The sequence below is a fragment of the Streptomyces sp. NPDC012510 genome (assembly GCF_042955065.1).
Lineage (GTDB): Bacteria > Actinomycetota > Actinomycetes > Streptomycetales > Streptomycetaceae > Streptomyces.
In genome coordinates this window covers 217,472-231,527 of the sequence record NZ_JBIBEN010000015.1, presented here as the reverse complement: position 1 = coordinate 231,527, position 14,056 = coordinate 217,472, and the positions used below count along the sequence as shown (strand labels likewise).

Below are 14,056 nucleotides of genomic sequence, written 5' to 3'. Positions count from 1 at the left end.
TGTGAATCTCTTCTCGGAGTTCGAAGTCTCGAAGTCGGCGTCCGCCGCCGCTCGCAGGGGCGGGCGCCCGTCGAAGATCTACGGGCTGCGGAGATCTACGGCCACGAAGATCTAGGGGCTGTGGGTGAACGGCGGGTGGCGTACCGGACGCCACCCGCCGTCATGTCGACAGCCTTACGACCGTGGAGGTCAGGCCTGCTCGGCGTCCGCGGCCGGAGCCTCGGCGGCCGGAGCCTCAGCCTCGGTGGCGGGGGCCTCGGCCGGAGCCTCGGTCTCGGCGGGGGCCTCGGCGGCAGCCGGAGCCTCAGCGGCGGCCGGAGCCTCGTCGGCCTTCTTCTCACCCTCGAGCAGGTCGCGCTCCCAGGCGGCCAGCGGCTCACCGGCGGCCTTGTCGCCCTTGCCCTCGGTCGCGACACGCGAGCGGGAGATGAGGCCCTCGGCGACCGCGTCCGCGATCACACGGGTGAGCAGCGTGACGGAGCGGATCGCGTCGTCGTTGCCGGGGATCTTGTAGTCGACCTCGTCGGGGTCGCAGTTGGTGTCGAGGATGGCGACGACCGGGATGTTGAGCTTCCGGGCCTCGCCGACCGCGATGTGCTCCTTCTTGGTGTCCACGATCCAGACGGCGCTGGGCACCTTCTGCATCTCGCGGATACCGCCGAGGGTCTTCTCCAGCTTGGCCTTCTCACGCGAGAGGACCAGGAGCTCCTTCTTGGTCAGACCCGACGACGCGACGTCCTCGAAGTCGATCTGCTCGAGCTCCTTGAGGCGCTGCAGACGCTTGTAGACGGTCGAGAAGTTGGTGAGCATGCCGCCCAGCCAGCGCTGGTTGACGTAGGGCATACCGACGCGGGTGGCCTGCTCGGCGATGGCCTCCTGCGCCTGCTTCTTCGTACCGACGAACATGACCGTGCCGCCGTGGGCGACGGTCTCCTTGACGAACTCGTAGGCGCGGTCGATGTACGACAGCGACTGGAGCAGGTCGATGATGTAGATGCCGTTGCGCTCGGTGAAGATGAAGCGCTTCATCTTCGGGTTCCAGCGACGGGTCTGGTGACCGAAGTGGACGCCGCTCTCCAGCAGCTCCCGCATCGTGACGACGGCCATGGCCGTTCTCCTTGAATTTCTCGGTTGTGCCGCGAGAACCGGACGGCTCCCGCGCCTGACGCCCGCGATGCGCCGTTGCCACTGAGGACCGAGGGGCGCTGATACGGACCGTCCGACGGATCTGACGGACCTCGTACCGGGGCGTGCGAAGTCGACCCGGTGACCCGGATCGCCATCAGAAGTGTACGGGACCCACGAGGCCCCGGGTGACGCCGATATCCACAACCGGCGAGTACTCCACAGACCCCAACCCCGATCGGCCCGTTCGCGGGACGCTTCGGCCATGTCTCACCAGCGAACGATCCGACGGCGTACGGCCGTCCGGCCGGTCCTGCTGCTGTGCCTGACCTCGGTCCTCCTGGTCACGGCCTGGACGACGGCACCGCGCGCGGTCTCGGGACCGCCGGGTCGGGGGCCGGCGGCGGCCCCGGCACCACCGGCCCCGGAAGAGCCCGTGCCCGCCCTCGGCCGCACCTGGCCCGTCGGCCTCCGCCCCTTGGTGGTCCATGCCTGGGAACCCCCGCCGACCCCCTACGCCCGGGGCCACCGGGGCGTCGACCTCGCGGCCCCACCGGGCTCCCCGGTACGGGCGGTGGCGGCGGGCCGTGTGTCCTTCGCGGGCCGGGTGGCGGGCCGAGGCGTGATCTCGATCGAACTCACCGGCACCGGCGACCCACTCTTGCGCACCACCTACGAACCGGTCCAGCCCTCGGTGCGCGAGGGCGACGAGGTGACGGCGGGGACCCCTGTGGGCACCATGGAACCCTCCCCCTCCCACTGCCCCACAGCCTGCCTCCACTGGGGCCTGCGCAGAGGCGAAACCTATCTGAATCCCCTGTCCCTGCTACCCCCGAGGCTCCTGAGAAGGGGCCCCTCCCGCCTCCTACCGGTGCCGGATCAGTACGCCGTCGGCCCCTGAGAACACCGAGGCCCGCCCGGACCGGTGTCGGCACCGAGCCATCAAGGCTCAGCCCCGCACGCCCCTCAGCGCCACCCCCACAGCCGCCTCGGTGATCACCGCCGAATCCTCCGCAGCCCCCAGCTCGATACGGCGCACAGCCGCGTCCACGACCCCCTGCAACAACATCGCCGCCAACCGGGGCTCCGCCTGCCCAAGCCCTGCCAGCGCCTCCACGATCATCGCGATGAGCCCACCGTGCGCGGCCCGGATCTTCTCCCGGGCCCCCGCGTCCAGCTCGCTCGCCGAGATGGCGACCACGGCCCGGTGCCGTTGGTCACCCACCAGCTCCAGCTGCTTACGCACGTACGCCTCGACCTTGTCCTCGGCCCGCTCGACCGCGGCCATCGCCGCCTCGACCTCCGCGGCCCAGAGGGGGAAGTCGACCTCACACAGTTCCTCGACCACGGCGGCCCGCGACCGGAAGTACTCGTACACGGACGACCGCGCCAGTCCTGTGCGCTCGGCGAGCGCCGGGAACGTCAGCGCCTCCGTCCCGCCGTCCGACAAAAGGGACCGAGCCGCGTCCAGCAGGGCGGCTCGCTGCATCGATCGGTGCTCGGCCACAGAGGCCGCTCGAATCCTTGGCACATCAACCACTTTACGGACGGACCGCATACCACGGGGACGCCTTCCCCCGACCCGCACAGCGTCAGCCCTCGCGCGTACCAGCCGCACGCCACATCCAGCCGGGCCGGAACCTTCTTCGTCGGCTCAGCGGCCGAAACTGGCCAGCTTCGCCCGCAACTGCAACACCGACTTCGTATGGATCTGACTCACCCTGCTCTCGGTCACCCCCAGCACGTTCCCGATCTCCGCGAGCGTGAGCCCTTCGTAGTAGTACAGCGTGACGACGGTCTTCTCCCGTTCGGGCAGCGTGTTGATGGCCCGTGCCAGGTAGCGGCGCAGCTCCCGGTCCTCGGCTACCTCGACCGGGTCGTCCGCGGCGGTGTCCTCCAGCGTGTCCATCAGGCTCAGCCGGTCACCACCCTCGCCCCCGACATGCAGCAGCTCCTCCAGCGCCACGACGTTGGCCAGCGACAACTGGCTGAAGACGGCGTGGAGTTCGTCGACCGCGATCCCCATCTCGGCGGCGACCTCGCCCTCGCTCGGGGTGCGTCTGAGCCGTGACTCCAGCGTGGCGTAGGCCCGCTCCACATTCCGCGCCTTCTGCCGCACCGACCGGGGGATCCAGTCCAGCGCACGCAGCTCGTCGATCATCGCCCCCCGGATCCGGGTGATCGCGTACGTCTCGAACTTGATCTCCCGGTCGATGTCGAACTTCTCGATCGCGTCGATGAGCCCGAAGACGCCGGAGGAGACGAAGTCGGCCTGCTCGACGTTGGCCGGCAGGCCGACGCTCACCCGGCCCGCAACGTACTTCACCAAGGGTGAGTAGTGGAGGATCAACTGCTCGCGCAGCCGTTCGTCGCCCGTCGTCTTGTACGTCCGCCACAGCTCGTCGAGTGTCGAGGGGGCGGGCGGGCGCACGGTGCCGGGAGCGGCGGAGGGTAGCGCCGCCCGGTCAGACCCGGAGGTGTGCTGGGGCATTCGTCGCCTTGTGCCGTTCTGCCGTGAACTGGGGGTACCTGGGTGAGCTGTCAGTCTGATGTCGAGTTGCCTGTCCTGAGTCGGAATCCTCGTGAGCGTAGCGTGACTGAGGAGTCGCAGTGCGCGAAGGGTGAGGGATCGCTCGTGCGCAGACACGTTCCGCGCAGTGGCCACCGTCGCGCCGGGTGACCGGGCCGGGGTGCCAACTGCCAGCAACCGCAAGGCTGTCGGCGTTCCCCCGGACGGCCGAACACGCTCGGTCAACCATGCCTCCGATCGGACGAAACGGAGATCATCGCCTGGCGTGTCAACTTCCAGCTGTCGCCGTGTCGTTCGACGTAACCGAGTGCGCGCAGTTCGTACAGCCTGCCGACCACGTCGTCCATCGTCGTGCCCGCGCCTCGGGCGACCTCCTCGACGGCCGCGCTCCCCCGTCCCGGCAGCGCGGCGAGCACCTGCCGTGCGCCCGGCTCCAGCAGGTCACGCGGGAGAACGGGTCCGCGCCGGTCGGGCGCCAGCTCTCCCATGTCACCCACCAGCTCGACGACTTCGGCGGCGTCGGACACGAGCACGGCGTCGCCCCGCAGCAGTTCGTGCACTCCCGCCGACAGGGCCGAGGTCGCCGGGCCCGGCACGCCCATCGTGAACCGTCCCAACCGCTGCGCTGCCCGCGCCGTGACCAGCGCTCCACTGCGGTAGGCGGCCTCCACGACCACGGTCCCCCGGGTGAGCGCCGCGATGACCCGGTTCCGCAGGATGAACCGGCTCGGTGTCGGATGCTCCCCCGGCGGCAACTCGCCCACCACCAGCCCCTGTTCGGCCATCCTGTTGATCAACTGGGTGTGCCCTCTGGGATACGGCCGGTCCACCCCGCAGGCCAGCACGGCGACGGTCGCCCCACCGACCCCCAGCACACCCCGGTGAGCGGCTCCGTCCACCCCGTACGCCCCGCCGGACACGACCACCCACCCCCGCTCGGCCAGCCCCGCCGCCAGCGCGGCCGCCATGTGCGCCCCGTACTCCGTACAGGCCCGCGCCCCCACCACCGCCACCGACCGCAGCGCCCACATCCGCACATTGGCCTTCCCTCGCACCCACAGGCCCACAGGCCGCCCGTCCCCGAGGTCGTCCAACTGCCGGGGCCACTCGGCGTCCCCGGGGACGAGGAACCGGACTCCAGCCGACCTCGCCCGGGCAAGGTCCTCCGTGGGATCGGCGCGCCCGGCGCGGGCGCACAGCCCCGCCCACCGCTTCTGCGAGGCATCCGGAAGCGGTCGCCCGCCCCCGCGGAGCCTCTGCACCACTTCCCGGGAGCCGAGTTCCCGCAGCCACCGGCCGCCGAGTTCGTCCCCGGGCTCGACGACCCGGGCGAGGAAGGCCCGGTCGTGGCGTTCGGCATCCGACGCGCTGCCGCCGGTCATGGCGCACCCGCCGAGGCGATACAGACCGCGCACCTCATGTCAGCGCCCCGATGGCCACCGGCACCCCGCGAGGGACTCCTGTGCGTAGTTGCAGGGCCAGGTTGACGTCCGTCGTGTCGGGACGATCGTGGCCGACCAGGTCAGCGATGGTCCAGCCGACCCTGAGCACGCGGTCCAGGCCGCGCGCGGTGAGCAGACCTCGTTCCAGACAGCGCTCGGCCTCGTCCATCGCGCCCGGCGCGGCGTGCCACCGGCTCCGCAGTTCGCGCCCCGGTACCTCGCTGTTCGTCCGCCAGGGCGTGCCGAGCAGACGCGCACCCGACCTCTCACGGGCCGAGCGGACACGGTCGGCCACGGTGGCAGTGGGCTCGCCCCGGGCGCCTCGCCCGGTGAGTTCGGACCGGGTGACCCGGTCGACCTCGACCCTGAGGTCGACGCGATCGAGCAGCGGTCCGGAGAGCCGGGCCTGGTACCGGCGGATCGAGGCGGGCGGACATTCGCACAGGTCGTCCGTCCGTGAGAAGCGACCGCAGGGGCAGGGGTTCGCTGCGAGCACCATCAGGAACTTCGCCGGGAACCGTACGACTCCCGCGCTGCGCGCGATCACGACGTGCCCCGCCTCCAGCGGCTGTCGCAGGGCGTCCAGGACCTGGCTGCTGAATTCGGGGGTCTCGTCGAGGAACAGCACTCCGCGATGGGCCAGGGAGACCGCACCGGGCCGAGCGATGCCCTGGCCGCCACCGACCAGGGCCTGCATCGTGGCCGAGTGGTGCGGGGCGCAGTAGGGCGCCATGTCGACCAGCGGCTTCCCGGCCGGCAGCAGACCGGCGATCGAATGGACCGCGGTGACCTCCAGCGACTCCTCCCTGCCCAGCTTCGGCAGGAGGGCGGGCAGTCGCTCGGCGAGCATGGTCTTGCCCGCGCCCGGCGGTCCCTCCAGGAAGAGGTGGTGACCACCGGCCGCCGCGACCTCCACGGCGGTGCGTGCCGCGAGCTGCCCGACGACATCGGCGAGGTCGTGGCCCTGGTCCTGGTGCGCGGCTCCCGTGGTGTTCATCCCGGTCGCCGCCCCGGTACCCGGCATTCGCAGTCCCGCCATGAGCGGGTCCGCACGCCCCTCGGCGGGCTCCTCGTCCGGCACGGGTTCGTCCGCGAGCACAGCGATGAGCTGGCGCAGGGTGCGTACGCCCAGCACCGAGACGCCCGGCACCAGCGAGGCTTCCGCGGCGGCGCACTCCGGCACCACCACCTGCTCGTATCCGGCCTCAGCGGCGGCCAGCACAGCGGGCAGAATGCCCCGCACCGGCCGCACCCGACCGTCGAGTCCCAGCTCACCGATCATCACGATGTCGGACAGCACCCTCGGGTCGATCCGCTCGGAGGCGCCCAGCACGGCGCACGCCACCGCCAGGTCGAAACCGCTGCCGGCCTTCGGCACCGACGCGGGGCTGAGCCCGACGGTCAGCTTCTTCTGCGGCCACTCGGCACCGGAGTTGACCACCGCAGCCCTGACCCGGTCCTTGCTCTCCGTCAGGCTCTTGTCCGGCAGCCCCACCAGCGTGAAGGCCGCGACACCGGGCTCCAGGTCGGCCTGGACCTCGACGACGACTCCCTCCACGCCGACGAGGGCCACGGAGCATGTGCGGGCGAAGCCCATCTCAGGCCACCCCCCGTACGTGCTCGACGACGGCGGCGCCGCGGGCGGGGAGGACGACGCCGACGACGTCGATGCGGACGCCGCCCGGCGGGCTCCCTCCGTGTTCCTGGAGCCAGCGTTCGGCAAGGCCGCGCAGGCGTTCGGCCTTGGTGGTCGTGACGGCGGCCATGGGGTGTTCGAAGGAGCCGGCCCTGCGGGTCTTCACCTCGCAGACGACCAGCGCGTCCCCGTCGCGGGCCACGATGTCGATCTCACCGGTCCTGCCACTGCGCCAGTTGCGCTCCAGGACCGTCATCCCGGCCTCGGTCAGCCGCCGTGCGGCCAGCTCCTCGCCGTACCTGCCGAGCGCACCTCGCGCGCTGTTGCCTCGTGCCTCGCTCATGTCGGCACCACCTCCGGCGCCAACACTGAGGGCGATTCAGCCCGCTATTGGATCTTGGTGGACAAGCAGGAGATTGTGGATAACTTCATCACCCACACGAATGAGGCACAGACGACGGCCACAGACGACGGCCGCAGACAACGGCCACAGTCGCCGACGGCAGACGACAGCCACAGATACGACCACAGATGGCGGCCACGGACGACGGCCCCAGCGGACACCTCAGCTGCCCGGCAGCTCCAGATCACTCTTGTTCAGCTCCTCGATGTTCACGTCCTTGAACGTGAGCACCCGCACCTGCTTCACGAACCGAGCCGGCCGGTACATGTCCCACACCCAGGCATCGGCCATCGACACCTCGAAGAACACCTCACCCTGGACCGAGTGCACCTGCATCTCGTAGTCGTTGGTCAGGTAGAAGCGCCGCTCGGTCTCGATCACGTATTTGAACAGACCGACGACATCGCGGTACTCCCGGTAGAGCTTCAGCTCCATCTCGGTCTCGTACTTCTCGAGGTCCTCGGCGCTCATGGCATGTTCCCCTTCAGCCGTGCGATCCCACCATTGTGCGCCAGTCCCGCGAGCCCCTAGACAATTTCGGTGTCCAGGACCACGGGTGTGGCCGGGGGACCCTCGTCGAGCAGCGTGCGAAGCAGTTCGGCGAGTCTGGTCGGGTACACCGTCTCATGAGCCCGGGCCAGTTCTCCGCACGTCCACCAGCGTGCTCCGGCGACGCTGCGCCGTTCCAGCTCGGTGAGGCCCGCTGGGGCGGGCACCAGCGGGTGCTCGACGGTGGTTCTGGCGAGGAAGTACCACTCGTCCTGGTCCCAGCGGCGCCCGGCGAAGGGGAAGGAGCACATCCGCCGCCAGAGCACGGGGCCCAGCTCGACGTCCGTGATCCCCGTCTCCTCCGCGAGTTCCCGCAGGGCGGCCTCCTCGCGGCTCTCCGCGCCCTCCACACCGCCGCCGGGGGTGAACCACCAGTCGTCGGCCGGATCGTCCGGCTCGTGCCCGTGCAGCAGCAGAACGCGCTCCTGCGGGTCCAGCAGGATCACCCGGGCCACCTTGCGCAGCCCGCCCTCGTACGTGTCCTCGGCCCCGCCGCCGTGCGCGTCGTACGACGAGTCACAAGGCCGCTCAGCCGACACCGGCCGCCTCCGAAGGCGTCACCGTACGGCCGCGGCCGCCGAGCCGCTTGGCGACGGGTCCGTAGGCCGCGCCGCCCAGCACGAGCACCATGCCCACGACGAGCGCGGTGGTGATCAGCCGCAGCGGGCCGGGAGAGGAGAGCTCCCCGAGCTTCTCGAAGCCCGTGGGGGGCGCCAGCATGCCGTCCATGGGCCAGACGACGGCGTCCACGCGCGCGTCCACGTTGGTGCGCGGCACCGTGCCGTTGCCGGCCTCCGTCAGGTGCGCGGTGGAGTCCAGGGAGCCGCTGCGCTCGTCGCCGAGGAGGAAGAGGCGGCCGTCGGGGACGGTGATCTCGGGGATACCGGTCAGCTCGGCGGCCTGCCCCTTGGGCAGATACCCCTCGTCGATCTTCTCGCCGTTGACGGTCAGCTTGCCGTCGGTGCAACAGGCGACCGTGTCCCCGCCGACGGCGACGACCCGCTTGACCATGGGTGTGTTGCCCCAGGTCTCCTGCCGGAAGACCACGACGTCGCCGCGCTCGACCTCGGCGCCGTCGATCCGCTCCGCGAGAATGCGGTCCCCGGCGGTGATGGTGGGAGCCATGGAGTCGGTGGGCACGGTGTAGGGCGCGTAGGCGACCGCGCCCCAGAGGAAGGCACCGAGGAAGAGCACACAACCGAGGGCCACGGCCAGCCCCGACAGCTTGCTGCCGAGCCCGCCGCGGCCCTCGTCCGTACGACTTGCCGTCCCGCTCATCCCAGTGCTCCCCCAGGTCGGAGAATCGACCGTCCGGAGCCCCGTGCGGGCCGCGGAAGATCGGCGATCTGGGACGGCACCCTACCCGGCGGTACCGGTGCCAGAAACCCTCTGGCCTTCGGTGGCGAGAAGGCGGCGCCTGCGCCACAGCACCAGCGGGACCGCGCCCGCGAGACCGAGCGCGCCGGGGGCGGCGGCGCTCAGGTTCTGGTCGAAGGTGTCGGGAACCGGCAGCGTGGACCAGCGGGTGGGCGGCCAGGCGACCACGATGGCGCGGCCCACGACCTGGCCCACGGGGACCATGCCGTCGTTCGCGTCGTTCTGGTGGTAGCGGGAGTCCAGCGAGTTCTGCCGGTGGTCACCCATGACCCAGATTTTGCCCTCGGGCACCTTCACCTTGAACTGACCGCCGGTGTCATCGACGGTGCAGGGGGTGTTGCCCGGGTACACATAGGGTTCGTTCAGCGCCTTGCCGTTGACCTTGAGAGGGCCGGTGCCCTTGCACTCCACGGTGTCACCGGCGACGCCGACGACGCGCTTGATGAGGTCCTTCTCCTCGGCGGACGGCATCAGGCCGATCCAGCCGAGGACCCGCTGCGCGGCGTTGGGCTCCAGGGTGGGCTCACCGTCCAGCCAGCCGGCGGGGTCATGGAAGACGACGACCTCGCCCCGCTCGGGCTCGGAGCCGAACCACGGGGTGAGCTTGTCGACCAGGACCCGGTCGCCCTCCTGAAGGGTGTTCTGCATCGAGTCCGACGGGATGGAGAACGCCTGCACCAGGAACGTCTTGATCAGCAGCGCGAGCACCAGCGCGATACCGATCAGGATCGGCAGTTCCTTCCAGAAGGAACGCTGCTTCTTCTTGGGCCGCTCGTCATGGTCGCCGTCGTCGACCGAGGTCCTGGCGCCGTCGCCGCCGTCCGCCCCGTCCGGGGAGTCACTCCCGGAGTCGGTGGATCCTTCGGAACTCACCCCGCTCTCCAGGTTCTCCGCGGCCGGGGAAGCCGCCTCGTCGGATCGCTCCGGCCGTTCTTCGGAACCACCGTGTCCGGACCGTGCGCCGACCGCCAAATCCCCCACATCCACTCCTCACTCCGTACCGCCGCCCACGCCAGATCCGGTGCAGGCCCACCACTCCCATAACGAGCGGGAGTTCCGCAGGGGTCGGGAGGGGGATCAATCCATTTCGATCCGCGGGGGCCACCCTATGCGAAGCGCCGAGGGCCGTGGTCGACCCGCTGGGCACGGCGGAGAACGTGTCAGGCTCCTCCAACTGCCCCCAGTGCCCGACCGGCCAGGCGATGACGACGGCCCGTCCGACCACGGACTCCTCGGAGACGGTGCCGCCGTACTGCGCCGTCTTGGAGTCGTCCGACTGGTGGGCACGCGAGTCCGCCGAGTTCTCCCGGTGGTCGCCCATCACCCACAGGCGGCCCTGGGGCACGGTCACCTCGAAGGGCTGGACGGAAGGCTTGTTGCCGGGATGGATGTACGCCGTCTCGTCGAGCGGCATGCCGTTGACGGTGACTCGACCCTGGATGTCGCAGCACTTGACGGTGTCGCCGCCGACGGCGACGACCCGCTTGATCAGGTCCTTCTCGTCGTCGGACGGGAGGAGACCGATGAACTGCAGGCCTTCCTTCACCTGCTTGATGACGATCGGGTCCTCGGCGGCGGTCGTCGTCTGCTCGTCCTCCAGCCAGCCGCCGGGGTCCTTGAAGACGACGACGTCGCCGCGGGTGGGCTTGGAGCCGAACCAGGGGGTGAGCTTGTCGACCAGGACACGGTCGCCGATCTGGATCGTCTGCTCCATGGAGCCCGAGGGGATCACGAACGCCTGGACGAGGAACGTCTTCAGGACCAGCGCTATGAGGACGGCGACCCCGACGAGCAACGGGATCTCCTTGACCGCGGAGCGGCGTCTGCGCCGCTTGATCTTGCGGGCGAGCCTGCGCCGCTCGACCCGGCTGGGCCGGGCGGCTCCGCCGGACCGCCGGGTGCCGGTGGGCAGGAGATTGTCGGCGGGCGTACTGGGGACGCCGCGAGGTTTGCCACGGTTACCCATGCGCACCGCCGACGGCGGCGGGCACGCGCGCGTAGGCGTCCGGACGCTCCAGACGCGTCCAGTGGTCGGCGGGCCAGGCGATCCAGTCGGCTCTGCCGATCACGGCGTCGAGAGGGATCATGCCGCCGCCGGGCGATCCCAGGTGGTCACGGGAATCACTGGAGTCATCGCGGTGGTCGCCGAGGAGGAACAGGGTGCCCTCGGGGACGACCACGTCGAAGGGCACGCCCGACGGACTGTCTCCCGGGTACAGAAACGACGACTCGTCGACCCACCGGCCGTTCACCTCAAGCCTCCCCTCCTGGTCGCAGCAGACCACCCGGTCTCCCCCCACGCCGACAACGCGCTTGATGTAGTCGGCGTTCCCGAAGTAGCCGGTGCCGTCGAACACGACGACGTCACCGCGCTGCGGCTCAGATCCGAAACGGTACGCCAACTTATTTACGAGAACGCGGTCCCCGATCCTCAATGAGCGCTCCATGGAGCTGCTGGGAATCTGGAACGGCTGCATCACGAAGTTGCTGAAGAGCGCCAGGAAAAGCAGGCAGATCAGCACGGTCAGGGTGTATCTCCCCCCGGGCACCCACACGCCGACCTGGTCCACCCATGCGAAACGCGACCGGTCCTCCGGCCCTCCTGTGTCGGAGATCTCCTCGGAGAACTCGCCAGAAGGGTGGGAGGAACGGTCGCGCTCCATGTGCTGCCGTGCTTCGGTGTCCATCGGGGCCAGATGGTATCCGGCCCCGATATGACGACCTTGTGTGACTCGAGCGCGCGCTCAGTTGTCGCGCTTCTCCTTGATCTTCGCCGCCTTGCCGCGCAGCTCGCGCAGGTAGTACAGCTTGGCGCGACGGACGTCACCGCGGGTCACGAGCTCGATCTTCTCGACGATCGGGGTGTGCACCGGGAAGGTGCGCTCGACGCCGACGGAGAACGAGACCTTGCGGACCGTGAAGGTCTCGCGGACACCGGCGCCCTGGCGACGGATGACTACGCCCTTGAACTGCTGCACACGGGAGCGGTTGCCCTCGATGACGCGGACGTGGACGTTGACGGTGTCACCCGGGCGGAAGGCCGGGATGTCGCTGCGCAGCGACGCGGCGTCGACGGAGTCGAGCAGGTGAGACATTTCGTCTGCTTTCTTCGCCCATGCCACAGGTCATGAGCGGGAGCTAGGTGTTTCGAGAGGATGCTGTCCGTGTCGGGGCGGGCGTCGTGTCCCCCTGTGGCAGGGGCGCGCGCCGGACGACGCACAACAGCGGCCTATTGTTCCACGCCCTCCGGCCGTCGCCAAAATCGGCCGTACCGCTCTCCCTCCGGGTCCGGGGCCCAGCCCAGGATGGAGAGCATTTCGCGGTCCTTCTTGTCGAACGCCTTGGGGTCGCAGCACTCGATGAGGTCGGGCCGGTTGGTGGCCGTGCGCCGCAGGGCCTCGTCACGGCGCCAGCGGGCGATCTTTCCGTGGTGGCCGCTGAGCAGCACCTCGGGGATGTCCCGGCCGCGCCACCGAGGCGGCTTGGTGTACACCGGCCCCTCAAGGAGGTTGGCCATGGCGCCGGGCGCGAAGGAGTCGTCGCGGTGGGACTCGGCGTTGCCGAGGACGCCGGGCAGCAGCCGCGCCACGGCCTCGGTGACGACGAGGACGGCCGCCTCACCGCCGGCGAGCACGTAGTCGCCGATGGAGACCTCGTACACGGGTATCCGGGTGGCGTACTCGTCGATCACCCGGCGGTCGATGCCCTCGTAGCGCGCGGGCGTGAAGACCAGCCAGGGGCGCTCGGAGAGTTCGACCGCGAGCGCCTGGGTGAAGGGGCGGCCGCTGGGGGTGGGGACGATGAGGGCCGGCTCCCCCGAACCCGTCTCGTAGCCGTCGGCGAGGACGGAGTCCAGAGCGTCACCCCAGGGATCGGTCTTCATGACCATGCCGGGGCCGCCGCCGTACGGGGTGTCGTCGACCGTGTTGTGCCGGTCGTACGTCCAGTCCCGCAGGTCGTGCACATGGACGTCGAGCTGTCCACGCGCGCGTGCCTTGCCGACGAGGGAGACGTTCAGGGGTTCGAGGTACTCGGGGAAGATGGTGACGACGTCGAGCCGCATCACGCCTCGTCCCCCGGATCCGTGACCCCCACCGAGTCCGCGGAGTCCTCGACGGCGTCACGGGCGGACGCGATCTCCGCCCGGTCGTCGATCAGACCCGGCGGCGGATCGACGACGGCCCGCTGCTCCCGGAGGTCGATCTCCGTGACGATCTCCTCGACGAACGGGATCATCACCTCGCTGCCGTCGGGCCGTTCGACGATGAAGAGGTCCTGGGAGGGCAGGTGCGAGATCTCGGTGATCCTGCCCACCTCCACGCCGTCCACGGTCACGACATCGAGGTCCATCAGCTGGTGGTCGTAGTACTCGTCCTCTTCCTCCGGCAGCTCCTCCGGGTCCACCTCCGCGATCAGAAGGGTGTTGCGGAGGGCCTCGGCGGCGTTGCGGTCGCGGACGCCCTCGAAACGCAGGAGCAGCCGGCCGCTGTGAACCCGGCCGGACTCGATGGTGAGCGGGCCCGTCGGGGCGGGGTCCGTGAGCAGGACGGCGCCGGGGGCGAGCCGGAGCTCCGGCTCGTCGGTGCGGACCTCGACGGTGACCTCGCCCTTGATGCCGTGGGCGCGGCCGATCCGTGCGACTACGAGCTGCACTGTGCTTGATCTCCCGTCATACAACTCGGACAACTCATACGACTACGGGCCGGGGACGGCCCAATGGCCCTCCCCGGCCCGAGCCGGTGCTGCGAATGACGTCAGCGGACGTGGTCCACGTCGACGAGGTCGACACGGACGCCCCGACCGCCGATGGCGCCCACGACGGTGCGCAGGGCGCGAGCGGTGCGACCGTTGCGGCCGATCACCTTACCGAGGTCGTCGGGGTGGACCCTGACCTCGAGTACGCGCCCGCGACGCAGGTTGCGGGAAGCGACCTGCACATCGTCGGGGTAGTCGACGATGCCCTTGACGAGGTGCTCGAGAGCCTCCTCGAGCAT

At 70.1% G+C, this 14,056-nt stretch carries 17 protein-coding genes; 1 reads left to right on the top strand and 16 read right to left on the bottom strand.

Annotated elements, in window-relative coordinates; translation table 11 throughout:
- Positions 1-189 precede the first annotated feature (189 nt).
- Positions 190-1,107, bottom strand: a complete 918-nt coding sequence (gene rpsB, locus ACFY9I_RS27230) for a 30S ribosomal protein S2 (RefSeq protein ID WP_391006061.1) — start codon at positions 1,105-1,107, stop codon at positions 190-192.
- Between the two features lie 283 nt (positions 1,108-1,390).
- On the opposite strand from rpsB, the gene ACFY9I_RS27225 reads away from it, so the two are divergent.
- Positions 1,391-2,026 carry a peptidoglycan DD-metalloendopeptidase family protein gene (locus tag ACFY9I_RS27225; protein WP_391006058.1) on the top strand — a complete coding sequence of 212 codons (636 nt, stop codon included), beginning with the start codon at positions 1,391-1,393 and terminating at the stop codon, positions 2,024-2,026.
- Positions 2,027-2,074: 48 nt separating this feature from the next.
- On the opposite strand, the gene ACFY9I_RS27220 is transcribed toward ACFY9I_RS27225, so the two are convergent.
- The 15 genes from ACFY9I_RS27220 to ACFY9I_RS27150 form a co-directional block, all read right to left on the bottom strand.
- Entirely contained in the window at positions 2,075-2,632 is a 558-nt protein-coding gene (locus ACFY9I_RS27220; protein ID WP_391006056.1) for a TetR family transcriptional regulator, read from the bottom strand.
- A 147-nt stretch (positions 2,633-2,779) separates the two neighbouring features.
- Entirely contained in the window at positions 2,780-3,616 is an 837-nt protein-coding gene (whiG, locus tag ACFY9I_RS27215; protein ID WP_391006053.1) for an RNA polymerase sigma factor WhiG, read from the bottom strand.
- Between the two features lie 260 nt (positions 3,617-3,876).
- Complete coding sequence (gene dprA / locus ACFY9I_RS27210; protein WP_391006051.1) at positions 3,877-5,037, bottom strand: DNA-processing protein DprA; 1,161 nt, start codon at positions 5,035-5,037, stop codon at positions 3,877-3,879.
- 34 nt (positions 5,038-5,071) lie between these two features.
- Positions 5,072-6,694, bottom strand: a complete 1,623-nt coding sequence (locus tag ACFY9I_RS27205) for a YifB family Mg chelatase-like AAA ATPase (RefSeq protein WP_391006048.1) — start codon at positions 6,692-6,694, stop codon at positions 5,072-5,074.
- Position 6,695: 1 nt separating this feature from the next.
- Positions 6,696-7,076: a YraN family protein gene (locus ACFY9I_RS27200; protein WP_391006045.1), complete on the bottom strand. Its 381-nt coding sequence runs from the start codon at positions 7,074-7,076 to the stop codon at positions 6,696-6,698.
- Positions 7,077-7,298: 222 nt separating this feature from the next.
- The gene (locus tag ACFY9I_RS27195; RefSeq protein WP_005311352.1) at positions 7,299-7,607 is read right to left on the bottom strand and encodes a DUF2469 domain-containing protein; all 309 of its coding nucleotides are present in this window, start codon (positions 7,605-7,607) and stop codon (positions 7,299-7,301) included.
- A 56-nt stretch (positions 7,608-7,663) separates the two neighbouring features.
- Positions 7,664-8,224 carry an NUDIX domain-containing protein gene (locus ACFY9I_RS27190; protein ID WP_391006042.1) on the bottom strand — a complete coding sequence of 187 codons (561 nt, stop codon included), beginning with the start codon at positions 8,222-8,224 and terminating at the stop codon, positions 7,664-7,666.
- Entirely contained in the window at positions 8,214-8,963 is a 750-nt protein-coding gene (gene lepB, locus ACFY9I_RS27185; RefSeq protein WP_391006039.1) for a signal peptidase I, read from the bottom strand. Before lepB (ACFY9I_RS27185) ends, ACFY9I_RS27190 begins: the two co-directional genes overlap by 11 nt.
- 81 nt (positions 8,964-9,044) lie before the next feature.
- The gene (gene lepB, locus ACFY9I_RS27180; RefSeq protein ID WP_391006037.1) at positions 9,045-9,935 is read right to left on the bottom strand and encodes a signal peptidase I; all 891 of its coding nucleotides are present in this window, start codon (positions 9,933-9,935) and stop codon (positions 9,045-9,047) included.
- Complete coding sequence (lepB, locus tag ACFY9I_RS27175; protein ID WP_391006034.1) at positions 9,901-11,028, bottom strand: signal peptidase I; 1,128 nt, start codon at positions 11,026-11,028, stop codon at positions 9,901-9,903. Before lepB (ACFY9I_RS27175) ends, lepB (ACFY9I_RS27180) begins: the two co-directional genes overlap by 35 nt.
- Entirely contained in the window at positions 11,021-11,749 is a 729-nt protein-coding gene (gene lepB / locus ACFY9I_RS27170; RefSeq protein WP_391006031.1) for a signal peptidase I, read from the bottom strand. Before lepB (ACFY9I_RS27170) ends, lepB (ACFY9I_RS27175) begins: the two co-directional genes overlap by 8 nt.
- Positions 11,750-11,806: 57 nt before the next feature.
- Positions 11,807-12,157, bottom strand: a complete 351-nt coding sequence (rplS, locus tag ACFY9I_RS27165; RefSeq protein WP_020138756.1) for a 50S ribosomal protein L19 — start codon at positions 12,155-12,157, stop codon at positions 11,807-11,809.
- Positions 12,158-12,291: 134 nt separating this feature from the next.
- Complete coding sequence (gene trmD / locus ACFY9I_RS27160; RefSeq protein ID WP_391006028.1) at positions 12,292-13,125, bottom strand: tRNA (guanosine(37)-N1)-methyltransferase TrmD; 834 nt, start codon at positions 13,123-13,125, stop codon at positions 12,292-12,294.
- Entirely contained in the window at positions 13,125-13,715 is a 591-nt protein-coding gene (gene rimM, locus ACFY9I_RS27155) for a ribosome maturation factor RimM (protein WP_391006025.1), read from the bottom strand. Before rimM ends, trmD begins: the two co-directional genes overlap by 1 nt.
- 101 nt (positions 13,716-13,816) lie before the next feature.
- Positions 13,817-14,056 carry an RNA-binding protein gene (locus ACFY9I_RS27150; RefSeq protein WP_033526925.1) on the bottom strand — a complete coding sequence of 80 codons (240 nt, stop codon included), beginning with the start codon at positions 14,054-14,056 and terminating at the stop codon, positions 13,817-13,819.